Here is a 22,403-nt window from a genome sequence, read left to right on the forward strand (position 1 = left end):
TTCACTCGCCGCCAACTTCTATGTGATCGTTCAATAAGTCGCTCAGCCGTCACGGTACGGTATTTCGTGCAAGCGGTCAAAAAGTCGTACCCTGGGGGTATGGCACGGACAGGACGCCCCCGCGCATTCGACAAAGACCAGGCCCTGGAGCGCGCGCTCCTGCTGTTCTGGTCCCGGGGCTACGGAGAGACCTCCGTTCAGGACCTGGTCGACGCGCTGGCCCTGGAGCGAGGCAGCCTGTACGGCGCCTTCGGCGACAAGCGGCAGTTCTACCTGGCGGCGGTCCAGTTGTACTGGGACACCTACGAGCGCCAGCTGGTCACGGCACTGGCGGCCGGCCCGGTGCTGCCGGCGCTGCGCGAGGTCCTCGCCAACCCGGCCCGGGCGCAGGAGCACGCCTCCGACGTCGGCGTTCCACAAGGGTGCATGATCGGCAACACCACCGCCGAACTGGTCCCGCACGATGCCGAGGCCCGCGAGATCGTGGCCCGCTCGCACGCCCGCTTCACCCAGATCGTCGCCGCCGGCCTACGGCGCGCGCAGGCCGACGGCGAGGTCACCCAGGCCGCCACCCCCGAGGCCCAGGCGCAGCTCCTGCTGTTCACCGTCCAGGGCCTTTCCCTGGTCTCCCGCGCCGGGCTCGACACCTCTGCCGCACTCGCTGCCGTCGACGCCCTGATCGACGCCCTCCGCGCTTAATCCGCGGGCACGAGGCCCCAACCGCACCATCGACCGGTCCGGCGAGCACCCCCGACCCACACGCCCCCGCCGAGCCCCTGGCCGCCCACCTGACGGCACTGACCGCCGACATCACCGCCGCCACCCGGCTCAACGATCAGCCCGCCCCGGTCACACTCGCGCACGCCTGCCGCGGCTTCGTGCTCGCCCCCCGGATAGTTCGGCGGTGGATGCGGACTTGGCGTGAACGCCTAGCGGGACTCGTTGCTTTTGATCTCCGGAAGGTCCCAGAGGCGGACGGTGTGGTCTCGGCCGGCGGTGATGACGGCGGGGCGGGCATTCAGTTCGGTGAACCGGACGGCGAACACCTCGCTGGAGGCGTCGCTTTCCTCCCGCCGGTGCGCGGTGTTCGGCTCTGCCAGCAGGCGCCGGTCCGCGATGTCCCACAGGCAGAGCGTGCCGTCCTCGCCGCCGGTCGCCGCGACCACGCGACCGTCCACGACACCGGCATCGAGGCACTCGACATTGCCTCCCGGCACGGTGATCGGCTCGGCCCAGACCGGGTCGTCGGCGTCGCTCACATCGCACACCGCAAGGACCCGTTCTCCGGCCGCGACCAGGAACGCCTGGTCTTGAACGGTGACCAGCGCGAAATGGTTAAAGCCGTCATCGATGTCGTCGGGCACGTCGAGTTCGACGATGGGTTCGTCTTCGTCGAAGTCCCACACGGTGATGCCGCCCTGCACGCCGTTGGCCGCGATGACCGACCGTCCCCACAGTGTTCCGGCCGCGATGCTCCCTTCGCATTCCAGTTCGTCGGTCAGCCAGAAGAGACTGTCGTTCTTCGCCGGGCTCTGCACCTCCATACCCGGGGCGGCAAAACCGAGAACGAAGAGGGTCTGTCCGCTGAGTGTCACCGCGCGAGCCGAGCTCACGCTTGTGGGTTCGGCACCGTCTAGTACCGCGCCGGTTTCCAGGTCCCATTGCGCGAAACCCTGGTGGTCACCGCCGCCACCGACCACGATCCGGCCGTTGACCACCGCGGCTCCGAGCGCGGTGAGATCGGTGTAATCCACCCTGTCCGAGTTACCTTCATCAAGCCACGGATTATCGAGTTGGTACTCGGCCCACTCATCGGTCGTCGGATCCCACGTGCAGACGCGCCGGCTGACATGGTGCGTGCACACCACCAAAGGGCGTTCAGCCACGACGACGAGGTCGAAATCCAGGACGGCGCTTTCGGAGGGCACCTGGCTGGTCAGGACGGGTCGGAGTGCAGGCATGGGTGGATCTTAAGCGCGGAGCCCGACAATGATCAGCAAAATACCCGGTTGTGACAGGGGAGGTGACTGGCGCTCCTGGCAGTGGTCCGTTAGATGCTGAGGGCGTATCGGTCCTGGTGACCGTCTTGATGGATGCGGCGTTGTTCGTGGTCGATGTGGAAGGTCCAGTCCCTGTCCAGGTCACCGTTGCTGATGACCGCCCGGCGTTTAATGGTCATCTAGGGTTAATAGTCTCTTCCCGCTGGTCAGAGCGTGATGATCTCTTCTTTCACGTGGGGCACGTTGGCTGATCTCCACAGCAAGTTGCCGACAGCGCGATCGGCCTCCTGCGGCTCACGGGCGGCCCGAGCACGGCCTGGGCCTGTTCCAGGCGCACCTGGCCGCTGTCGCGGGCGGCGGCGGTCTCGGCCGCGACGCGCTCGCGGTGGTAGGGGGTGCGGTGATCGGGGCTGCAGTCCAGCGCGTCGGCGCGCTTGCCCGGTGGCAGGGCGCCGCCGCAGTCGCGGCAGGCCCGGCGGCGCGGGTGCGCGCGGCGCGCTCGGCGGCGACTGCTTCCTTCACCCGGCCGGTCAGTGGTTCCGGCATGGTCTTCCCGTCCGCGGGGTCCGCGGCGGGGCCGGCGTCCTCGAGGACATTGGGACCAGCCACTTAAATTTCATGGGCGTTCGCCACACCCTTTCAGTGGATTAGTCAGTTGATTGCACCCAGGAAGAGACAAAGCCGCTCATAGCGCATTATTCCTCTGCTGCCCGTGCCTGCCGATCGCTCGTGGCTCGGTAGTCGGCCGTCCGCGACAATGAGAATTTTCCGGCCAGGCTCGTCGAAGTGGACCCGGATGCCTATCATCTGGCGATGACCGTTGTTCCCGCAGAATGGAGGTTCGCCGAACGATGCGCGAGGGCATGCCGGAGGACGTTTCGCAGCTGGTGGACCGGAGGATGGCGCTCGCGCGGGAGTGGGACGACCTCGTCGAGCGGGTGCGCGAGCTGGATGGTTTCGTGGACTTCCTCAGGCCGCCCAGCATGGAGAGAATGCTTCCCGCCGCGGGCGGCGGACCGGTCGTGATCGTCAATGTCAGCGAGTGGCGGTGTGACGCGCTCCTCGTCCGGCCGGAGGGCGTCACGGTGCGGCCGTTGACCGGTCTGACCGTGCAGGATGCGGCGGATCAGGCCAACCGCTATCTGGGGGCGCTGGCCGAGGCCGAGACGACGGCCGACACGTACGAGACAGCCAGGCGCCGGGTCAGGGCCACCGGCACGATGGCCGACAGGCAGACCGCCTACCGGGCGCAACGCGCACTCGACGAGGCGCGAGCCGCCACCGAGACGATGCTCACCGAGTTGCTGGCGTGGCTCTGGGACACGATCGCCGAGCCCGTGCTGTCCGAGCTGGGCTTCCACGGCACTCCCGATGGGCCGTGGCCCCGGCTGTGGTGGTGCCCGACCGGGCCGCTGACCCTGTTGCCGCTGCACGCCGCAGGCCGCCACGAGCAGAGGGCGACGGTCATGGACAGGGTGGTGTCCTCGTACACGCCGACTCTGCGCGCCCTGCTGAAGGCTCGCGAGCCGCTCGGTCCCGCCGCCGGAGACGACCGCTTCTTGATCGTCGCGCTGGCCGACACACCTGGCGAGCGCCCCCTGGCGGGTGTCGCGGATGAGGTCGACCTGCTGACGAGGCTGTTCCCCGCCACCCTGCTGCAGGGGGAGGAGGCCATCAGGGCGAGGGTCAGGCGCGAGCTGCCCGGCCACCGCTGGGTGCACTTCAGTTGTCACGGCGACCAGAACCTCGCCGATCCCTCCCAGGGCGGGCTCGTGCTCCACGACGACATGCTGACCATCACGGACATCAGCACCGGGCAGTACCACGCCGAGTTCGCCGGCCTGTCGGCCTGCAAGACCGCGACGGGCGGGGTCGATCTCCTGGACGAGGCGATCACGCTCGCCGCCGCGCTGCACTACACCGGCTTCCGCCACGTCATCGGCACACTGTGGTCCGTCTACGACACCACCGGAACCAGCGACCTGTTCCAGACGGTCTATCAAGACCTGGCGGCGGACGGAAGGATGCGGGCAGAGCGCAGTGCGTACGCCCTGCACAGGGCGACCCGCGCCCTGCGCGACCGCTACCTCGGCACACCGAGCGTCTGGACACCCTTCACCCACACCGGGCCATAGGAGGACCGTTGACCGAGACCCCGTACGAAGAGGTCACCCGGCCGGCCTTCGCCGAGGAGGTCGCCAGGACCTTCCAGGTGGAGCAGCCCGACCCGCACACGATCCTCCTGCGCGGAGCCTGCCCCCGCTGCCGTCACGTGATGGACTACAGGATCACCGAACAGGTCGTACGCCGGCGCGTCCACCTAGACCGCTCCGGCGGTGAGCCGGAGACCACAGAAGAGACGATGTTGTGCACGTGCGGCGCCGACCACCCCGACCGGCCGGACGGCAACGTGGGCTGCGGGGCGTACTGGAACCTGAAGATCTCCGACTCATGATCCGCCTGTCGCCGGGCGGCAAGCCCACCGTCTCCGGCCATCGGACCGCACAGGCCGTCCAGCGCCTGCTCCGCGACGAGTTGCCGCGGGTCCGGGCCGCCGCGACCGCCTGGCGTAACGGCCTGGCGGGGCTGCTCGCCGGTCTTCTCGGCTTCAGCCTGATCAAGGGCAGGTCCGACGTGAGCAGGCTGGCCCCGCCATGGGACGTCGTGGTCGGCGGCCTGCTGCTGGCGGCGCTCCTGGCCGGCGCGGCCGGCGCGTTCATGCTGCTCTGGGCGGCGCACGGCCGGCCCGCCGCCGTCGAGCGGCGGAAGCTGAGGGCCGGGGACGATCACGACGAGGCCATGCGGGCGCGGCGTGCCCTCGACCGGGGCATCGTGCTGACTCTCCTGTGCACGGCGCTGCTCGTCGCCGCGGTGGGAGTGACCTGGTACGGCCCCGCGAAGGACGCGCCGAGGCTCCAGGTGACGACGCCCGACGGGGACGTGTGCGGCTCGATCGTACGCATGGCGCGAGGCACGCTGACGCTCAAGACCGCCGGCGGAGAGACGGGCGTCGAACTGGCCACGGCGACCGGAATCCGCGCGGTGGAGACGTGCCCGACCGGCTGATCCTGGCCGCCTCACCCTCCCGCGGGAGCGGGGGCGTCCAGCTCGGCGCGGATCGCCTCCAGCCTGGCGGCGATCTCAGGTGCGGCCTCGCTGAGCGCGGCCAGGTCCGTCCAGGTGTCCAGGCGCTGTGCCCACAACACGCCTCTCGCCTGTTCCAGCAGCTCTCCCGCCTGCTCCACCCGGCCGGCGAGAAGCGCGGCCGCGGCCGCGTCATTGCCGAGGCCCGCGAACTGCCTCAGGTGATGCTCGCCGTCCATCCGCCGCAGGCCGCGCCATACGGCGCGGGGCAGCAGCTCCACCGCTGTGGCGAATCCTTCCGCCGCCGTCGCCCAGGCTCCCGCGAGCGCCACCGCGATGCCCCACCCCTGCGCCGCCTGCACTCGCGCGGACGGTGGTGCCGCCGCCATGCCGGCGGCCTCGCGGCACATCTCCGCCGCCTCCTCCAGGTCGCCGGGCCCCTGCCGATCGAGCAGAAGAGTGGCGACCTGGTACAGGTAGGTGGCCCGGTCGGGGACACCTTGAGCGGTCAGGGACAGCGCCTCTCGCCCCGCCGCTACGGCCTCGTCCAGATCGGCGGCCAGCCCGGTCCTGTCATACCGTAACTGCAGTGCCTGGCACAGGATGACGAGGTACGCGCCGCGGTAGGTGTCGTCACCGGAGGCCGCCTCCCTGGCCAGCCGCAACGCCTCGTCGAGGTCGTCCGGCGCCCCCGTGGCCGCGTGCCGCGCCCGCAGGATGTTGCTCAGGTTGGACAGATACCAGGACCTGGCGGGGTCACTGACGGAGACCGCCGCCACCGCGCGGGTACCGTGCTCCGCGGCCTCGTCCAGGTCCGCCACCTGCCCGGTGTTGTGGAACCGGATCACCAGCGCCTGGGTGAGCGTGGACAGGTAACCGGCCCTGGTGAGGTCGTTCAGCAGCGGCGAAACCGCCGCCCGCCTGCCTGCCTCGACGGCCCCGTGCAGATCTTCCAGCGACCCGGCCAGGATGAAACGGGCGAGCAGCAGCGTACCGAGGAGGCTCACCCGCCTGGCCAGGTCGGGATCGTCGGCGGGCGTGAGCGCGACCGCCGACCGTACGGCGGTCAGCGCCTCGTCGAGGTCGCTCAGCATCCCTGAGGCGCGGAACCGGAAGTGCAGGGCTCCGGCCAGATTGGACAACCGTCTTGGCCGATCGGGATGGTCGTGGGCGGTGACGAGCACGGACCGTCGTCCTGTCTCCACTGCCTCGTCCAGGTCCACCGCCGCACTGGTGTGCCAGGACAGGAACTGCGCCAGCCCGCAGAGACCGGTCAGATAAAGGCCGAGGTCGGGGTGGTCCGCCCCGGTGACGGCCACCGCCCGCCTCGCGTGATCCAGCGCCTCGTCCAGATCCGCCCTGTCGCCGTCGTGGGCGAACCGCAGTTGCAGGCTGCCGGCGAGGTTCGACAGGTACATGCCGAGCGCGGGATGCCCCGGCTGGATCAGGTCCAGCGCCCGGCGCCCGGCGTTCACCGCCTCCTCCAGATGAGGAATCTTCAGCGTCAGGAGGTAGCGCTGCTGCGACACTCCGCCCAGGTCCGACAGGCGCTGGGCGAGTTGCGGATCGCCGGGCTCGGTGACCTCCACCGCCCGTCGGCCGATCTCGGCGGCCTCTTCCAGATCGGCGGGATCATGAAATCTTCCGTACCTGGCCAGAAGGGCGCCGCTCAGATTGCTCAGGCAGCCCCCGAGCACGGGGTCGTCGAGCTCGACGATGCTCCCCGCCCGCCGCCCGGCGTCCACCGCCGCGTCGAGATCCTCCGGATCGCCCAGCCGGGCGTAGCGCAGCCGCAACGCGTTACACAGGTTGGACAGGTCCAGGGGATCGGGTTCCTTGGTCACGACCAGCCGGCCCGTGTCAACGGCCTCGTCCAGATCGTCTACGTCACCCGTCCGGCTGTAGCGCAGTTGCAGGGCCGCCGCGAGGTTGCCCAGGCACTTCGCCCGCTCGGGATGCCCGTCGGGAAGGACCGAACGTGCTTCCCGCAGCAGGGCCACGGCCTGGTCGATTTCCGCCGGGTCAGGCATCCCGTGCAGGATGTCCGATGCTCGCTCGACCGCCCGGACAGCGTCCTCTTCGAGAGACATGTCCTCAGAGTGCCATAGCCATCTTGGGTTCTCAGCCTCTTCTTGCAGGTCAGAGCGTTGCGATCTTGTCAGGCACGTAAGGCCTGTTGGCCGGCGTTGCAGGCATGTGCTCCGAGGCGAGTCCCATGCCTGCGCCGGGACCGGCCGTGTCAGCGGCCGTGTCAGCGCGACACCGGCCGGGCATCAGAGCGTTCCGCGACCGTAACGACCATGAATGGCTCAGTGATTGCGGCCGCGACGCCGCGTAAGGCGTACAAGGACCAGATCGTCCTGGACGGCATCGGCTTCCGCCACACGATGCGGGGCCCGCTGGCCCGCTATGACGTCATGCTCGCGAGCCTCGTGGCCATCGGGATCGTCATCGGGCTCGTGCCGGTCGGCAAGAAGGGGCCGGGGGTGCGGCCCATAGCTCGGCACCTGTCGTTCACTCCGCTCGTCGAGACCGTGCGCGGCCTGCTGGCCGGCCCGCCGTCGGCGGGCCCGGTCGTTATGGCGATCGCCGGGTGCGCCGGGCTCTCGTTGCTTGGCTACCTGTGGGTACGCGCGCAGTTCACCAAGCGAGCATGAGGCTGACCGGCTCGCGCCGGTCAGCTGGCGACCAAGAGAGAAATGACCTTTGATGACCCGGCGCCTGACCCGGCGGCGCTCGCGGCGAACATGGTCCGCCGCGAGCCTCCCTCCTGCGTGAGCGCCTCGTTCACGTGCTGTGGGGGTTGTCAGGCCTGGTCGTGGAGCTGGGCGCGGGTGGTTTCGGCTTGTTCGACGATGGTGGCCAGGACGGGTGGGGGGGACGTCCTTGTCGCGGAGGGTGTCCACGAGCTGGTCCAGGACGATGTCAGCCTGCTTGAGGTCGCCGGCGCGGGCCAGGCGGCGCATGGTCTCGTTCAGGGTGTCGGCGAGGTCAGTGGCCGGCCAGGCGGTCCCAGAAGGCCAGTTCGTGGAGGGCGTCCTGATCGTAGACGCCGACGCCACCGGGGCCCGGGGCCAGGCGATGGACGTGCCCGGTGCGCACGGGGCTCCAGCGCGGCAGGCCAGGAGCGTTGGGGTCGCCCGTCGCCGCGAAGCGCGACCAGTATGTGATCATCATGTCGCCGAGCTTCCGCTGCTCGCGGGTGAGCGGGGCCCCGGGGAACAGGAACGACAGTTCCGATCCGTGCGAGGCGAGCGGCTCCACGCCACCGGGAAGGGGGAAGATCGGCGGTGCGGTACGGTCGGCGAACCCGTAGGAGTAGACCGGGGTGTGCTCACTGAGCATTCGGTCACTGGCACGACCGGCCCACGCCCAGTCGAGATCGCTCATGATCGCCGCTACGGCTTGCGTCGGCCGCCCACGGGACGGGTACTTCGCCGCGATCGCCGCGGCGTTGTCACCGAAGATGTGACGCAGGCCCTCCTGGTATCCCTGCTCGGTGAGACCGGGGAAGATCAGCGCGGTGAACAGAGTCCCCTCGTCACGGGTGATGCCGGTGAGGATCGGCACGCGGTGGAAGCGGCCCTGCGCGAAGACGGTCGCGGGATCGGCGGGCAGCACGGCGTTGCCGTAGCCCGGAAGGGCGAGCGGCTCCTGCGCGAGGAGCTTGGAGACGGGCTTGCCACGCAGGCAGGTGACGGCTGTCTTCGGATCGGTGCAGCCGAGCGCGGTGGCGGTGGTGGCTCCGTGCGCCTCGTGGGCGGCCTTGGGAACCCACATCGGGAGGTCCATGACCGGCCTCAGGCGGCTGCCGGTGAAGGCGGTCTGGGAGCAGAACGTGCTTTGGGTGATCGCCCGGTGGAAGAGGCCGGCGGCGGTGGGTGACGCCAGGTGGGCGCACACCGAGTGCGCTCCGGCGGACTCCCCGAACAACGTGACGTTGCGTGGGTCGCCTCCGAAGGCCGCTATATTGCGCTGGACCCATCGCAATGCCGCCTGCTGGTCCTCCAGCCCGTAGGCCCCGCTGCCCGCCAGTCCGGGATGCCCGAAGAAGCCGAAAACGCCAAGCCGGTAGTTGACGGTGACCACCACGACGTCGCCGCGCGTTGTCAGGCGGCTGGCGTCGTAGTCGTTGCCGGCCCCCTTCGTCAGGCTGCCGCCGTGCAACCAGACCATGACGGGCCGGGGGCGGCGCGGAGTGGCCGAGCGCGGGACGGTCACGTTGAGATACAGGCAGTCCTCGCTGTCGCTGGCCGGCAACCCCCACAGATCCGTGGACTGGGCGCACCTGTCACCGGGGCGTGTCGCGGCGCGGACACCACGCCAGGCAGTTACCGGCTGGGGCGACTGCCAGCGCAGGTCGCCGACCGGAGAAGCGGCGTAGGGGATGCCCTGGAAGATCCGGTGGTCCCGGGCGACCTCGCCTCGCACCCAGCCCGTATCGGTCCGTACGACATCCCGCGAGGCCGCATTCGCCGGCGCGGCCCCTGCCATGACGAATGCCAAGCTTAAAACGGCTGAGCCGAGAGTACGCATCAATGTCATGCCGCGAGCCTAGGGACGACGGTACGAGGGGGTAAGGGCGCTGAATCCCGGCCTGGGGTGCAGCTAGGTACACCCATACCAGCGATCAGCCCTGGTCCAGGTGACGGGAACGGCCAGGTCACGGCGGTGGGCTTCCCCGGCCAGCGGGTGCCTGCCATGCGCGATGGCCGGCTCCCGCATATGCCGGAACGACACCACAGCAGCGATTCCGACCAGCACGAGAACTGCCGCCGTGGTCGTCCACCGAATCCACCGATCCGGCGACACCGCTCCCGTAACCCGTGACCCGGTTCCCATCGCTGGCGCCCCGCGCACGGCGATGCGCTTCCCCACACCTTGCGCGGTCGCTGAAAGTTCAGGTGCCGCCCCAGGGAGTCGAACCCTGAACCTCCGCCTCCTGAAGACGGCGCCTCTGCCAGTTGGGCCAGAGCGGCTGGGCCCCGGGCTTGGCTGGCGTGGGCCGGCCCGGGGCAAGGGCCGGGTCCGGCCGGGGGGCGCCAATCCCGTCGGCCAGGCCGTAGCCCGCGGCCCTTTTCTTTCAGGGCCGTTGTCCGAGCGGCAGGATTCGAACCTGCGGTGCTCCTGCTCCCAAGGCAGGCGGGCTGACCAAACTGCCCCACACTCGGTCGTTCACATGAAAAGAAGCCGCCTCGAAATCCCCCGAGACGGCTTTCCGAAGAATTCCGTGGAGGGTTATCCCGAGAGCAACAGCGAAGGGAAGGCCGGCAGGGTGTTGCGCACTTTCTTCCGCCTTCCTTCGTTGTTGCTGGACGTTGTCCACGTTAAACCCGGGGTCGGCTGGTGTGCCACATATTTAATCGGGAACGCCCACGCGGGTCTCCGGGGTTTCGACGCGGAAACGGGGTAGGGACTCGGGGTAGTTGTCGCGGACGAAGTTGACCAGGAATTCGCGTACGTCGCACTTGAGGTCCCATGAGGACGGCGAGTCGGCGGCGCTCATCAGGGCGCGCAGTTCGACCAGGCCGTTCGGCAGGACGTCGGTGACCTGCAGCGTCCAGTCCTTCTGGTCCCACAGCGGGTTGCCCTGGAGAAACTCGTACAGGGCCTCGCGCAGTTTGGGGACCGGGACCGACCAGTCCACGCGCAGGAACACCACGGCGAGGACGCGGCTGCCGTGGCGGGTCCAGTTTTCGAACGGGGTCTGCGTGAAGTACGACACCGGCAGCACGAGCCGGCGTTCGTCCCACAGCCGCACCACCACGTACGTGAGCGTGAGTTCCTCGATCCGGCCCCACTCGTTCTCGACCACGACCACGTCGTCCAGGCGCAGCGCGTCGCTGAAGGCCAGTTGGAGGCCGGCCAGGACGTTGCCGATCGTGGGCTGGGCCGCGATGCCGACGACCGCGCCCGCGATGCCCGCCGAGGCGAGCAGGCCGGCTCCGAGGGCGCGTACCTGGGGAAAGGAGAAGAGCATGGCGCCGACCGCGACCACGACGATGACGGCGGCGACGATGCGGCGGACCAGCGCGATCTGGGTCATGATGCGCCGCGCCCGGCGGTTGCGCTCGCCCTCGATCCGGACGAGCCGCTCAAGGACGACGTCCGTCAGCGCGTACGTGGCCTCCACGATCAGCCAGGTGATCGCGCCGATCGTGACGAGGCCGAGCACCCGCTGCACCGAGCTCGCCGCACCCCGCTCGCTCGCCGAGTCCCCGAACATCCCCGGCCCGAACACCAGGTTGAAGGCCACCACGGCGGCCACCGTGAAGGCCGGCCACGTGCAGTGCTCCACCAGGTGCCGGGCGAGCGCCCATTTGCGCCCCACCCTGATCAGCACCCGTCTGACCACTTCCACCAGAAGGATTGAGCCGACCACGGAGATTACGAGGATCGGCCAGTCCGCTGGAGACTGCACGCTCATGCCTCCTATGTATTAGAACGTCTCGTCAAAGGTCACATTGCCCTCAACCGCCACTTGGTAAGCAGAAACCCGCCGTTCAAAGAAGTTGGCCAGTTCCTGCACGTCCTGCAACTCCATGAAGGCGAAGGGGTTGGCCGACCCGTACCGGCGGGGCATGCCGAGCCTGGCCAGGCGCTGGTCGGTGACGTATTCGAGGTATTGGCGCATCTGGCCGGCCCCCATGCCGGGCATGCCGTCGCCGCACAGGTCCTCGGCGAAGGCCAGTTCGGCGGCGACGGCCTCCTCCAGCATGAGCGTGACCTGCTTGCCCAGCTCGTCGTCGAACAGCGACGGCTCCTCGGCCCGGACCGTGTCCACCACGCTGAACGCGAACTCCATGTGCATGGACTCGTCCCTGAAGACCCAGTTCGTCCCGGTGGCCAGCCCGCCGAGGAGGCCCCGGGAGCGGAACCAGTAGACGTACGCGAACGCGCCGTAGAAGAACAGGCCCTCGATGCAGGCGGCGAAGCAGATGAGGTTCAGCAGGAAACCACGGCGCTCGTCGGCGGTCTCCAGCCGCCGCAGGCCGCCGATCGAGTCGATCCACTTGAAGCAGAACTCGGCCTTGTCGCGGATCGACGGAATGTGCTCGATCGCGGCGAACGCCTTCACGCGCTCGTCGGGGTCGGGCAGGTAGGTGTCCAGCAGCGTCAGGTAGAACTGCACGTGGACGGCCTCCTCGAAGAGCTGCCTGCTGAGGTAGAGGCGCGCTTCTGGGGCGTTGACGTGCTGGTAGAGGTTGAGCACCAGGTTGTTGGCCACGATGGAGTCGCCGGTGGCGAAGAAGGCGACCAGGCGGTTGATCAGGTGCCGTTCCTGGGGGGTCATCTTGGCCAGGTCGGCGAGGTCGTTGTGCAGGTCCACCTCCTCGACGGTCCAGGTGTTGCGGATGGCGGCGCGGTAGCGCTCGTAGAAGTCGGGGTAGCGCATGGGCCGGAGGGTGAGGTCCATGCCGGGGTCGAGCAGCACAAAAGACTCCTTACTGGCAGGCTTCGCAGGATTCGGGGTTTTCCAGGGAGCACGCGATCGCTTCCGGAGGAGCGGCGACCGTGGTCTGGGCGATCCTGGTGGCGGGGCGGGAGCGCAGGTAGTACGTGGTCTTCAGGCCCTGCTTCCAGGCGTAGGCGTACATCGAGGAGAGCTTGCCGATGGTCGGGCTGGCCATGAAGAGGTTGAGCGACTGCGACTGGTCGATGTACGGCGTGCGCGCGGCCGCCAGGTCGATCAGCGCCTTCTGCGGCAGCTCCCAGGCCGTGCGGTAGAGGAGCTTGAGGTCGTCCGGGATGCCGGGGACGGTCTGGACCGAGCCGTCGGCGCGCTTGAGGTCGTCGCGGAGCCGCTGAGTCCACAGCCCGCGCGCCTGCAGATCGGCGACCAGGTAGCGGTTGACCTGGAGGAACTCGCCTGACAGGGTCTCGCGCTTGAACACGTTGGACACCTGCGGCTCGATGCACTCGTAGCAGCCGGCGATGGAGGCGATCGTGGCGGTGGGCGCGATGGCGATCATGAGGGAGTTGCGCAGGCCGGTGCCGGCGATCTTGTCGCGGAGGGCGTCCCAGCGGGGTGTGCTCGCCCGGTAGTGGTCCGGGTGCAGCACTCCCCCGGCCGCGCGGGTGTCGTCGTACGACGGGTGCCGGCCGCGTTCGGTGGCCAGGTCGGCCGAGGTGTCATAGGCCACCAGGGCGATCTCCTCGGCGATCCGGGTGGACAGCTCCAGCGCCCGCGGGGAGTCGAACGGGAGCCGCAGCGTGAAGAACACGTCGGCCAGCCCCATCACGCCGAGCCCGATCGGCCGCCAGCGCCTGTTCGCGGCCTCGGCCTCGGGCGTCGGGTAGAAGCCGAGGTCGATGGTCCGGTCCAGGAAGCGCACGGCCGTGCGGACGGTGGCGCGCAGCCGGTCCCAGTCCACGTCGCCGCCGCTGAGGTGGGCGGCCAGGTTGACGGAGCCGAGGTTGCAGACCGCCGTCTCGGCGTCGCTGGTGACCTCGAGGATCTCGGTGCACAGGTTCGACAGGTGGATGACGTTCTCAGGGCGGGCGGTCTGGTTGGAGGTACGGTTGGCGGCGTCCTTGAAGGTCATCCAGCCGTTGCCGGTCTGGGCGAGGGTACGCATCATGCGGCCGTAGAGGGTACGAGCCGGGATTTGCTTGATAAATCGCCCGTCGGCCTCGTAAGCGCGATATTTCGCGTCGAAGTCCGCCCCGTACAGGTCCGTGAGGTCGGGCACCTCCTTCGGGTCGAACAGCGACCACATCTCGTCCGCCTCGACCCGGCGCATGAACTCGTCGGGCACCCAGTTGGCCAGGTTGAGATTGTGCGTACGGCGAGCGTCCTCACCGGTGTTGTCGCGCAGCTCCAGGAACTCCTCGATGTCGGCGTGCCAGGTCTCCAGATAGACGCAGGCCGCGCCCTTGCGCCGCCCGCCCTGGTTGACGGCGGCCACCGACGAGTCCAGCGTGCGCAGCCAGGGCACGATGCCGTTGGAGTGCCCGTTCGTGCCCCTGATCAGCGAGCCGCGCGAGCGCACCCGGGTCCAGGACACGCCGATGCCCCCGGCGTACTTGGACAGCCGCGCCACCTGCCCGTACCGGTCGTAGATCGCCTCCAGCTCGTCGCGCGGCGAGTCGAGCAGGAAGCACGAGGAAAGCTGCGGCCGGCGCGCGCCCGAGTTGAACAGGGTGGGCGAGCTCGGCAGGTACGACAACGTGGACATGAGCGCGTACAGCTCGGCCGCCTCCGCGACCGTCTCCGACAACCCGCAGGCCACGCGGAGGAAGAAGTGCTGCGGCCGCTCCAGCACCGCCCGCGACTCGGGGTGGCGCAGCAGGTAGCGGTCGTAGATCGTACGCAGCCCGAAATACTCGAACCGGTCGTCCGCGTCCCCCGCGACGAGCGCGTCCAGCGCGGCGGCGTGCGCGGCGACGAACTCCGCGAGCCCGTCCTGGATCAGCCCGGCCGCGTGGGTGGCGGCGATGGACTCGGAGAACGACCGCACCCCGTGCCCGGCGGCCTCGTCGGCGATCTCCTCGGCCAGCAGCCGGGCGGCGACCCGGGAGTTGGCCGGGTCGGCGATCACCCGGGCGGCGGCCTCCTCGATGGCCAGCCGGCGGTCAACCTCAACGATCTGCGTCAACGTGCTCTCTCTCCTCGCGAGCCCACCCGCCGCGAGAGCACGTCAGAGCACGACGGCCCGGACCTCCGTGCCGCGTCGCGCCCTGGCCCACCCTCGAGGCCCTGAACACTGCATGCCGGAATTCCGGCATGCCGCTGGCAGGTCTTCGGGCTCGCGGGCGCGCTCCAGCACTCCGGCTGGGCTCCTACTGGCCGTCGCTTCCCGGATCACTCCAGTGCTCATGACGGCGGTCGTTCCCGCTCACCGCTGCGGGGCAGCCCCGGAATCTCACCGGGTTCCCTTTTGCTCCGCCTCCGGAGAGGCGAACCAGCGACGAGCAGGATCCTACATCTAGTGGCCGTTCCCGCAACTACCCCAGCATGTTGTGGCCTTCGTCGAGTCGATGAGCCCGAGGTCCCGCAACACCGCGCCGGTGCGCTCGATCTCGGAGCCGAGCCAGCGGGCGAAGTCGTCGCCCGCGAGCGGGATCGTCAGCCAGCCGGCGGCCAGGCAGGCGGCGTGCCAGCCGGGCGATCCGAGCACCTCGTCACACATGCGCACGGCCTGCTCGCGGCTTTCGTCGGACATGTCGTCGGGCCCGAAGGCGGCCACCCAGTCCGAGAAATCCACCCGCACGCCCGACTCCAGCAGCGTCGGCACGTCCAGGCCCGGCACCCGCCCGGCCGAGGACACCGCGAGCGCCCTGACCCGCCCCTTGCCGAGGTGCTCGCGCCAGTCGGCGAACAGGCCGGCGGCGGCCGCCGCCTTGCCGGACAGCAGCGCGGCGGCGGCCTCGCCGCTGGTCGGATAGCCGGTGTAGACGACCTGCCGGGCGTCGGCGCCGAGGCCCTTGGCGATCAGGCCGAACAGCAGGTGGTCGGGCTCGCCCTGCGGGCCGCCCGCCAGCAGGGTACGGCCGGGGTCGGCGAGGAGATGGGCGCCGAAGTCCGCGAAGTCCTTGAAGCGCGAGCCGCCGGGCACAATCACCACGGCGACGTCGCCGCTGAGCCGGGCCAGCGGGGTGGCGGTGTCGAGCAGGGTCTGGCCGTTGTTCAGCTCGGCGGCGGACAGCGCGGCCAGGCCGGTCACCGTGATCGCTGTCGACATCGCCGTGGACATCGCCGTGGCCCCGGACGACGCCGTGGCGAACCCGGCCGCGCGGGCCGCCCCGGCGAACGCCTCCCCCACCCGGGTCCAGCGGCGTCCGCCGGGACTGATCGAGAAGCGGGTACGCGGCGCGCCGGTGACACGTTCCGTGCCGCACCCGGCCGCGCACGCCGCCACGCCCGCCCCCCAGGCCAAGAACCGCCGACGCCGCATGCGTGTCTCCCCCCAAGCCCTCCTATTACTAGAAGTTATTGACACATTACGCAGAGTTACACATCGGCGTCTCGGGCCAAAATGTCGCGATTTTTCGGGTTTTATTCGACTGCGGTCACCGTGATCGCGTTGCTCAGCGCGGACCTGTTGCCGGCCGCGTCCACCGCCAGCAGGGTGAGCGTGACGGGGCCGGGCTCGTCGGCGTAGGCGAACGCCACGGAGCTGTTCGGGAATTGCGGCCGGATGAACGGGACGATGTCGCTCTCGAATACGCCGTCGAGATAGAGCTCGTACGTGATGTCGGCCTTCGGCGTGACATTGTCGGTGGAGAGCGAGTAGGAGAACATCAATTCGAGGAACTGGAACTCGAAGACCGTCAGAAGGACGGGAGCGCTGGGCGGGGTGGTGTCCGTGGTGGCTGAGGCGGGCCCGGTGAGCAGGGCGGCGCCGAGTAACGCGCCGGAAACCAGGGCGAGCGTGCGGTGGAACATGGGCTGATTCCCATCTGCCGATGATGACAACGACACGTGCGTGGTTCGCCTTCATCACGTACGGCGGACGGTGAATGGTTCAAACTTCTTTTATATCCACCCTCGTTCCCGGGCGGCCAGGCCCGCCTGGAAGCGGGTGATGGCGTTCAGGTCCTGCATGACGGCCTGAATGCGGCGCTGCACCGTACGCAGCCCGAGCCCCAGCGCCCGCGCGATGGCCTCGTCCGTCAGGCCGCCCGCGAGCAGTTCCAGCAGTTCCCTGGTCGACTCGTCGGGAGCGGGGTCCAGACCACGCGGCGCCGAGCGTAAGGGAAACCCTCGCCGCCACTCCAGCTCGAACAGCGCGATCAGCGCGTCGAGCAGGGCGGAGCGGTGCAGGATGAACGCCGCGTCGATGGAGTAGGCCCCGTTGCGGATGGGGATCAGCGCGAGCGCGTCGTCGGCGATCCACATCTTGGCGGCCGCCCCGGACACCACCCGGGCCTTCTCCCCGTGGGCCATCGACTCCTGGACGAGCCGCAGCTTGCCGGGCACCGCCAGCGACTCCAGGTCGTACACGCTGCGGTAGTCGATGCCCGACCGCAGCATCCGCCGCTCCCGCTCGACGTTGCCGGCGTGCCCGCGCATGACGTACGGGGGCTTGTCGATGTTGCGGAACATGCTCTGGGCGCTGTCCTGCAGCGCGTACGCCCTGCTGATGATGTTGTCGCTCCCCATGACCACCTCGACCTGCTCGGCCGGATGCGTCGCGTAACGGGAGGCCAGGTGGAACGACGTGGTCAGCTCGTGGACGGCGGTGCGCACCTGCTGGAGCTCCTCCTCCCGCCGGGCGAGCAGCGGCCTGATGGCGATGTCGGGAGTGACGGCGACGTAGCGCGCCTGGCGGCCCGGCAGCCTGCTGGCCAGACCGCGCCGCGCGAAGGCCGCCAGCGTGCGGGCCGCCAGCGGCGTGGAGACGCCGCAGTGCGTGGCGAGTTCGGCGGCCGATGATCGCGGGTTCTCGACGAGCGTCACGTAAAGGCGGCTCTCGGCCGGTGAGAGGCCGATCGCTCCGAGCATCGGCGGCGACCTTTCTCCGGGCGGCCCCGGGGGTGGCGGGTTACCGCCAACTGGCGGGTTTTGGCCCGGTCGGCGGGCTTGTGCCCTGACTCATTCCCAGATTAGGTCAGCGTGGAAACGATCTCCGGCGTTTCCCATGTCTGGAGAAAGGTGTACGCATGCTGTCCACCCCCCGGCACCGCGGACTCGCGGCCTTACTCGCGGCCGTCCTCGCCGTACCGCTCGTCGCGGCACCGCGAACGGCCATCGCGAGCACCGCACCGGCCGCTCCCACCAGGCCCGGTGCCGCGCCGGAAAAGGTCACACTGATCACCGGGGACACCGTCGTCTACGCGAAGGACGGCGCCGGCCGCGCCTCGGCCACTCTGGAGCCCGGCGCGAGCGGGGAGGCTCGGACGTATCAGGCTCAGCAGGACGAGCACGGCTACTACGTGATCCCCGCTGACGCCGCACCTTACGTGGCCAAGGGCCTGCTGGACAAGGAACTGTTCAACGTCGACTACCTGGCCGCCAACGGCTACGGCGACGCCAAGGCCACCCGGCTCCCGCTCATCGTCCAGTACGAGGACGGCGCCAAGGCCGCCGACCTGGCGGGCAAGGCCAGGTCGCTGAAGGGCGGCGCGGAGCCGATGGTGCTGGAGAGCATCGACGGCGCCGCGATCAAGGTGGACAAGAAGCAGGCCGCCACCTTCTGGAAGTCCCTGAACACCGCCAGGACGAGCGGCCTGCGCAAGGTGTGGCTGGACGGCAAGGCCAAGGCGCTCGACGACGTGAGCAACCCGCAGATCGGCGCGCCCACGGCCTGGGCGGCCGGATATGACGGCACGGGCGCCACAGTGGGCGTCATCGACACCGGCATCGACGCCGCGCACCCCGACCTGCGGGACAGGATCGTCTCGGCGCGCAACTTCGTCCCGGCGGGCATGCCGGGCGGCGGCGATCCCGACGAGGTCGCCGACCGGGTCGGCCACGGCACCCACGTGGCCTCGATCATCGCGGGCAGCGGCGCCGCCTCCAGCGGCAGGTACAAGGGCGTCGCCCCGGGCACCCGGCTGACCATCGCCAAGGCGCTGGACGACACCGGCAGCGGCAACAACTCCGAGATCATCGCGGCCATGCAGTGGCAGGCGGCCACAGCGCGCGCCCGCGTGGTCAACATGAGCCTGGGCAGCATGAACGCGACCGACGGCACCGACCCGCTGAGTCAGGCCGCCAACGAGCTGACCGCCGAGTACGGCACGCTCTTCGTGGTCGCGGCGGGCAACTCGGGCCCCGGCCGCTACACCGTCGCCTCCCCCGGCGCGGCGACCTCGGCGCTCACCGTCGGCGCGGTGGACTCGGCCGACAGGATCGCCGACTTCTCCAGCCGCGGACCGCGCGTGAGCGACGACGTCGCGATCAAGCCGGAGATCACCGCGCCCGGCGTGAACATCATCGCGGCCCGCGCGGCGGGCACCTCGCTGGGCGAGGGCAGCAGCGTCCCCGGCGGCGGCCCGATCGACGAGCACCACACCGCGGCGTCCGGCACCTCGATGGCCGCCCCGCACGTGGCCGCCGCCGCCGGCGTCCTCGCCGCCCAGCACCCCGGCTGGACGCCCGACCAGCTCAAGAACGCGCTGGCGGGCACCGCGAAGCCGGGCGACTCCACGGTCTACGACCAGGGCTCGGGACGGCTGGACCTCGGACGGGCCGTCACCCAGCAGGTCTTCGACGACCTGGCCACCGTGCACTCCGGCTTCACCGACCCGTACACCGGCCAGACGCTCACCAAAAAGGTGACCTTCCGCAACATCGGCCAGGAGCCGGTCACGCTGGCCCTGTCGATGACGCTGAAGCACGGCGACGCCCCGGCGGCCGCCGGGATGGCCACGCTCACCCCGTCGTCCCTGACCGTCCCCGCGGGCGGCACGGCGACCGCCGACCTCACGATCGAGCCCACGATCGGCGACGCCGGCTGGTACGAGGGCCGCCTGACGGCCACCGGCGGAACGGCCCGGCTGACGGCGCCGATCGCGTTCCGCAAGCAGGCCGAGATGGCCACCGTGAGCATCAAGCTCGTCGGCAAGCCGGAGTGGAAGCTCAACCCGGGCGTGGTGTCCGCCCTCCGGGTCAGCGACACCGACCCGCTCCTCGCCGGCGAGCCGATGACCGTGATGACCGATGCCTGGCGGGCCACGGACACGCCCGGCACGGTGGAGACGAAGCTCAGGCTCGCCCGCGGCGGCGTCTACTCCATCGGTGACATGCCCTGGTGGTACACCGAGCCGGGCCGGCAACTCCAGTACGCCACCCTGCTCGCCCCCGAGGTCAAGCTCGACGGCGACACCACGGTGACCCTCGACGCGACCGAGGCCGAGCCGCTCCGGGTGAGCACGCCGCGCACGTCGGAGCCGGTGTTCATGAATGTGATGTACGCCCGCACCACCGCCTCGGGCCGCATGTACGCGGGCGCGTCGCTGCTCAGCTACGAGCCGGTCAACCGGGGCACGTACTGGGTCACACCGGTACGGAGGGCACCCACGGTGGGCACCTCCACCCTGCTCTTCGACCAGATCCGCCGCGCGCCCGAGGTCGAGCTGGACGTGCCGGGGCTGCGGCTCAACCCGCGCTACGTCAGCGAGCACGACGCGCTGGTGCCGAAGTTCGCCAGTGACCGGCGGCTGCGGCTGACCACGGGTGACGACCTGCGCGCCGGCGCGGACGTACGCGGCAAACTGATCTTCCTGACGGCCAGGAACTCGCTCCAGCTCCTGCTGGCCGATCTGGAGGCGGCCATCAAGGGCGGGGCCGCGGGCGTGATCACCAGCGACCGGTTCGCCTGGCTGCTCAGCGCCTCGGCGTACACGACCCAGAACAAGCTCCCGGTGCTGTGGATCGACACCGGCGAGGCCGACCGGCTGGGCGCGGCGCTGGCCCGCGGGCCGTACCCGAGTGCCGCCCTGCGCGCCACGCCGACCACCCCGTTCGAGTACAAGCTGGCCTACTACCTGAAGGGGACCACGGCCGGCCGTCTGAGCTTCGCGCCGAAGGCCCGCGAGCTCACCGAGATCGACACGACCTACCACGCGCGGTTCGCGCCGCAGCCCGGGACGTGGGGGCCGTACCCGAACTTCACCGAGGTCAACCACACCTACTCGCCCGAGCAGCGCTTCAGCATCCGCGGCTCGCACGGCTTCGCCGGGCCCACGTCCAGGACCGAGTACTACAACATGCCCGGCCGGGACGTGATGTGGGAGCGCGACTACGCGTTCAACGACTACGCCGCCGGCGAAGCGCGGCACGGCACCTCCGCCCGCGGCTTCACCCGCCCCACCCGGGAGCGGGAGGACTGGAACGAGCCCCTCGTGCCCGCGCAGTTGGCGGCCGGCCCCGGCCTGCCGGACTGGATCAGCGTGGGCCTCTACTGCGACGGCTGCCGCCAGGGCGACCGGCTGCGGCTGCGCGCGCTGAGCCCGGTCGGCTTCGGCTACTACTCCGACGCCTCCGACCCGACCCACCGCTACCAGGGCGCGCCGGGGACCGAGGAGGTCCACCTCTTCAGCGGGAACACCGAGGTCGAGCCGCAGTTCGACGACCTGGGCGTGCCCTACTACACCGTCCCCGCCGGCGCGGGCACCTACCGGCTGACGGACTCGTGGAAGGACGCGGTCTCCGACGGCAAGGTCGAGACGACCTGGACGTTCCGCTCGGCCCGGCCGGCGAGCGACGATTCGCCGCACGCCTGCCTGGACACCGTGCTGTGGGAGGACCGGCAGCCCTGTGCCCAGGTGCCGATGATCAGGCTCCGGTACGCGCTCGGGCTGCCGGCGGACGACACCGTCCAGGGCGGCAGGCCGTTCACCTTCACCGTCAAGCCGGACGGCGGCAGGTCGCCGTCGCTGCGGCGGGCCTGGATCTCCGCCGACGGCGGCGGGCACTGGACCCAGGCCGTGGTGCTGCCCGGTGACAAGGTGCTCGCGGTCAACCCGAAGGGCCCGGCGAAGATCTCGATCAAGGTCGAGGCGAGCGACAGGGACGGCAACGCCGTTCAGCAGGTGCTCACCGACGCCTACCTCGTGCGGTAGGCCTTCCGGCCGACGCCGGCCATGAGCGCGGAGGGCAGCGACCAGTCGCCCACCAGCTTGGGCCGGTCAGGCCGCCAGTCGGTGGCCTGCACGAGGCCGGGCGGTTCCAGCGGGAGGTCGCCGAAGAAAGCGCGGATCTCCGCCGGGGACCGGTCGGTCCCGCCCCCGGCGGACGGTCCCCGGTAGGCGCCCCTGACCTGTTCCTCGTCCTCCAGGCGCCCCATCGTCGTGGCGTGGGAGATCACCAGGAAGCTGCCGGGCGCCATCCGCTCCCGCAGCACGGCCACGGCCCGCTGCGGCTGCGCGGAGTCGGGCAGGAAGTGCAGGATCGACACCAGCAGCACCCCGACCGGCCGATCCAGGTCGAGAAGGGTGCCGGCCCCGGCGAGCACGTCGCCGGGGTCGAGCAGGTCGGCGTGGACGAAAGCGGCCCTGCCGGGGCAGGAGCTCCCGAGCAGGGCCGTGGCGTGGGCGGCGACGACCGGATCGTGATCGACGTAGACCACCGCGGCCTCGGGCGCCACCTCGTGCGCGCTGCCCTGGGTGGGCAGCCCGCTGCCGAGGTCGAGGAACTGGCAGACCCCGGCGCGGGCCACATAACGTACGGCACGCTGCAGGAAGGCCCGGTTCGCGCGGGCCAGCGGGACCGCCTCCGGGATCAGCTCGGCGAGCCGGTCGATGGCCTGGCGGTCGACCGCGAAGTTGTCCTTCCCGCCGAGCATGTAGTCGTACATGCGTGCGGGATTGGGCCTCTGATGGTCGAACTGCCGCACAGTATCGAATTTATGTCGTCTCCAGCCAGATAAC

Annotated in this window: 17 protein-coding genes, 2 tRNA genes and 1 riboswitch; of the genes, 6 read left to right on the top strand and 13 right to left on the bottom strand. The window is 70.0% G+C overall.

The genetic code is table 11. The annotated features are described in order from the left end of the window. The first annotated feature begins 99 nt into the window (after positions 1-99). Positions 100-699 carry a TetR/AcrR family transcriptional regulator gene (locus C4V41_RS06990; RefSeq protein WP_103954953.1) on the top strand — a complete coding sequence of 200 codons (600 nt, stop codon included), beginning with the start codon at positions 100-102 and terminating at the stop codon, positions 697-699. Between the two features lie 230 nt (positions 700-929). On the opposite strand, the gene C4V41_RS06995 is transcribed toward C4V41_RS06990, so the two are convergent. Continuing rightward, the gene (locus tag C4V41_RS06995) at positions 930-1,961 is read right to left on the bottom strand and encodes a WD40 repeat domain-containing protein (protein WP_146103620.1); all 1,032 of its coding nucleotides are present in this window, start codon (positions 1,959-1,961) and stop codon (positions 930-932) included. Between the two features lie 89 nt (positions 1,962-2,050). Further along, on the bottom strand, positions 2,051-2,179 hold the full coding sequence (locus C4V41_RS65280; RefSeq protein ID WP_268808549.1) for a hypothetical protein: 129 nt from the start codon (positions 2,177-2,179) through the stop codon (positions 2,051-2,053). 672 nt (positions 2,180-2,851) lie between these two features. On the opposite strand from C4V41_RS65280, the gene C4V41_RS07000 reads away from it, so the two are divergent. Genes C4V41_RS07000 through C4V41_RS07010 form a run of 3 tightly spaced genes read left to right on the top strand, consistent with a single transcriptional unit; the run spans position 2,852 to position 5,066 of the window. Next, entirely contained in the window at positions 2,852-4,135 is a 1,284-nt protein-coding gene (locus C4V41_RS07000) for a CHAT domain-containing protein (protein ID WP_200823809.1), read from the top strand. A gap of 8 nt (positions 4,136-4,143) precedes the next feature. Beyond that, positions 4,144-4,455: a hypothetical protein gene (locus tag C4V41_RS07005; protein ID WP_103954956.1), complete on the top strand. Its 312-nt coding sequence runs from the start codon at positions 4,144-4,146 to the stop codon at positions 4,453-4,455. Continuing rightward, positions 4,452-5,066 carry a hypothetical protein gene (locus tag C4V41_RS07010; RefSeq protein ID WP_103954957.1) on the top strand — a complete coding sequence of 205 codons (615 nt, stop codon included), beginning with the start codon at positions 4,452-4,454 and terminating at the stop codon, positions 5,064-5,066. Before C4V41_RS07005 ends, C4V41_RS07010 begins: the two co-directional genes overlap by 4 nt. 11 nt (positions 5,067-5,077) lie before the next feature. On the opposite strand, the gene C4V41_RS07015 is transcribed toward C4V41_RS07010, so the two are convergent. Continuing rightward, on the bottom strand, positions 5,078-7,174 hold the full coding sequence (locus C4V41_RS07015; protein WP_103954958.1) for a tetratricopeptide repeat protein: 2,097 nt from the start codon (positions 7,172-7,174) through the stop codon (positions 5,078-5,080). Positions 7,175-7,384: 210 nt separating this feature from the next. Here C4V41_RS07015 and C4V41_RS07020 point away from each other — a divergent pair, with 210 nt between their 5' ends. Further along, a complete protein-coding gene (locus C4V41_RS07020; RefSeq protein WP_146103577.1) occupies positions 7,385-7,741 on the top strand; it encodes a hypothetical protein in 357 nt (118 codons plus the stop codon). Positions 7,742-8,075: 334 nt separating this feature from the next. Here the strand turns inward: C4V41_RS07020 and C4V41_RS07025 are convergent, their stop codons facing one another. From C4V41_RS07025 to C4V41_RS07060, 9 genes are all read right to left on the bottom strand, one after another. After that, positions 8,076-9,629: a carboxylesterase/lipase family protein gene (locus C4V41_RS07025; protein ID WP_103954960.1), complete on the bottom strand. Its 1,554-nt coding sequence runs from the start codon at positions 9,627-9,629 to the stop codon at positions 8,076-8,078. 360 nt (positions 9,630-9,989) lie between these two features. Next, positions 9,990-10,063, bottom strand: a tRNA-Leu gene (locus C4V41_RS07030). 116 nt (positions 10,064-10,179) lie between these two features. Then, a tRNA-Pro gene (locus tag C4V41_RS07035) sits at positions 10,180-10,255 on the bottom strand. A 188-nt stretch (positions 10,256-10,443) separates the two neighbouring features. Next, positions 10,444-11,445: a mechanosensitive ion channel family protein gene (locus tag C4V41_RS07040; protein WP_235029956.1), complete on the bottom strand. Its 1,002-nt coding sequence runs from the start codon at positions 11,443-11,445 to the stop codon at positions 10,444-10,446. Positions 11,446-11,523: 78 nt separating this feature from the next. Further along, complete coding sequence (locus tag C4V41_RS07045; protein WP_103954962.1) at positions 11,524-12,519, bottom strand: ribonucleotide-diphosphate reductase subunit beta; 996 nt, start codon at positions 12,517-12,519, stop codon at positions 11,524-11,526. 10 nt (positions 12,520-12,529) lie between these two features. Next, positions 12,530-14,683 (bottom strand): ribonucleoside-diphosphate reductase subunit alpha, encoded by a 2,154-nt coding sequence (locus tag C4V41_RS07050; protein WP_103954963.1) that lies wholly within the window; start codon positions 14,681-14,683, stop codon positions 12,530-12,532. A gap of 119 nt (positions 14,684-14,802) precedes the next feature. Further along, a riboswitch (cobalamin riboswitch) is annotated at positions 14,803-15,009 on the bottom strand. Between the two features lie 4 nt (positions 15,010-15,013). Continuing rightward, complete coding sequence (locus tag C4V41_RS61715) at positions 15,014-15,982, bottom strand: Bug family tripartite tricarboxylate transporter substrate binding protein (protein WP_160150208.1); 969 nt, start codon at positions 15,980-15,982, stop codon at positions 15,014-15,016. A gap of 101 nt (positions 15,983-16,083) precedes the next feature. Continuing rightward, a complete protein-coding gene (locus C4V41_RS61720) occupies positions 16,084-16,473 on the bottom strand; it encodes a hypothetical protein (RefSeq protein ID WP_160150209.1) in 390 nt (129 codons plus the stop codon). A gap of 90 nt (positions 16,474-16,563) precedes the next feature. Continuing rightward, positions 16,564-17,532 (bottom strand): helix-turn-helix domain-containing protein, encoded by a 969-nt coding sequence (locus tag C4V41_RS07060; RefSeq protein WP_103954965.1) that lies wholly within the window; start codon positions 17,530-17,532, stop codon positions 16,564-16,566. A 158-nt stretch (positions 17,533-17,690) separates the two neighbouring features. Here C4V41_RS07060 and C4V41_RS07065 point away from each other — a divergent pair, with 158 nt between their 5' ends. Then, entirely contained in the window at positions 17,691-21,596 is a 3,906-nt protein-coding gene (locus C4V41_RS07065; protein WP_103954966.1) for a S8 family serine peptidase, read from the top strand. On the opposite strand, the gene C4V41_RS07070 is transcribed toward C4V41_RS07065, so the two are convergent. Next, positions 21,581-22,369 carry an SAM-dependent methyltransferase gene (locus C4V41_RS07070; RefSeq protein WP_235029957.1) on the bottom strand — a complete coding sequence of 263 codons (789 nt, stop codon included), beginning with the start codon at positions 22,367-22,369 and terminating at the stop codon, positions 21,581-21,583. The two genes, C4V41_RS07065 and C4V41_RS07070, sit on opposite strands and share 16 nt — an antisense overlap. Positions 22,370-22,403 lie beyond the last annotated feature (34 nt).

The sequence above is a fragment of the Nonomuraea solani genome (assembly GCF_900108335.1).
In the GTDB taxonomy this organism is placed as follows: domain Bacteria; phylum Actinomycetota; class Actinomycetes; order Streptosporangiales; family Streptosporangiaceae; genus Nonomuraea; species Nonomuraea solani.

What these genes read in the sequence shown, in the direction of transcription:
- C4V41_RS06990 (WP_103954953.1), top strand. Translation starts at nt 100, where the DNA reads ATGGCACGGACAGGACGCCCCCGCGCATTCGACAAAGACCAGGCCCTG.
- C4V41_RS06995 (WP_146103620.1), bottom strand. Translation starts at nt 1,961, where the DNA reads ATGCCTGCACTCCGACCCGTCCTGACCAGCCAGGTGCCCTCCGAAAGC.
- C4V41_RS65280 (WP_268808549.1), bottom strand. Translation starts at nt 2,179, where the DNA reads ATGACCATTAAACGCCGGGCGGTCATCAGCAACGGTGACCTGGACAGG.
- C4V41_RS07000 (WP_200823809.1), top strand. Translation starts at nt 2,852, where the DNA reads ATGCGCGAGGGCATGCCGGAGGACGTTTCGCAGCTGGTGGACCGGAGG.
- C4V41_RS07010 (WP_103954957.1), top strand. Translation starts at nt 4,452, where the DNA reads ATGATCCGCCTGTCGCCGGGCGGCAAGCCCACCGTCTCCGGCCATCGG.
- C4V41_RS07015 (WP_103954958.1), bottom strand. Translation starts at nt 7,174, where the DNA reads ATGTCTCTCGAAGAGGACGCTGTCCGGGCGGTCGAGCGAGCATCGGAC.
- C4V41_RS07020 (WP_146103577.1), top strand. Translation starts at nt 7,385, where the DNA reads ATGAATGGCTCAGTGATTGCGGCCGCGACGCCGCGTAAGGCGTACAAG.
- C4V41_RS07025 (WP_103954960.1), bottom strand. Translation starts at nt 9,629, where the DNA reads ATGACATTGATGCGTACTCTCGGCTCAGCCGTTTTAAGCTTGGCATTC.
- C4V41_RS61715 (WP_160150208.1), bottom strand. Translation starts at nt 15,982, where the DNA reads ATGCGGCGTCGGCGGTTCTTGGCCTGGGGGGCGGGCGTGGCGGCGTGC.
- C4V41_RS61720 (WP_160150209.1), bottom strand. Translation starts at nt 16,473, where the DNA reads ATGTTCCACCGCACGCTCGCCCTGGTTTCCGGCGCGTTACTCGGCGCC.
- C4V41_RS07060 (WP_103954965.1), bottom strand. Translation starts at nt 17,532, where the DNA reads ATGCTCGGAGCGATCGGCCTCTCACCGGCCGAGAGCCGCCTTTACGTG.
- C4V41_RS07065 (WP_103954966.1), top strand. Translation starts at nt 17,691, where the DNA reads ATGCTGTCCACCCCCCGGCACCGCGGACTCGCGGCCTTACTCGCGGCC.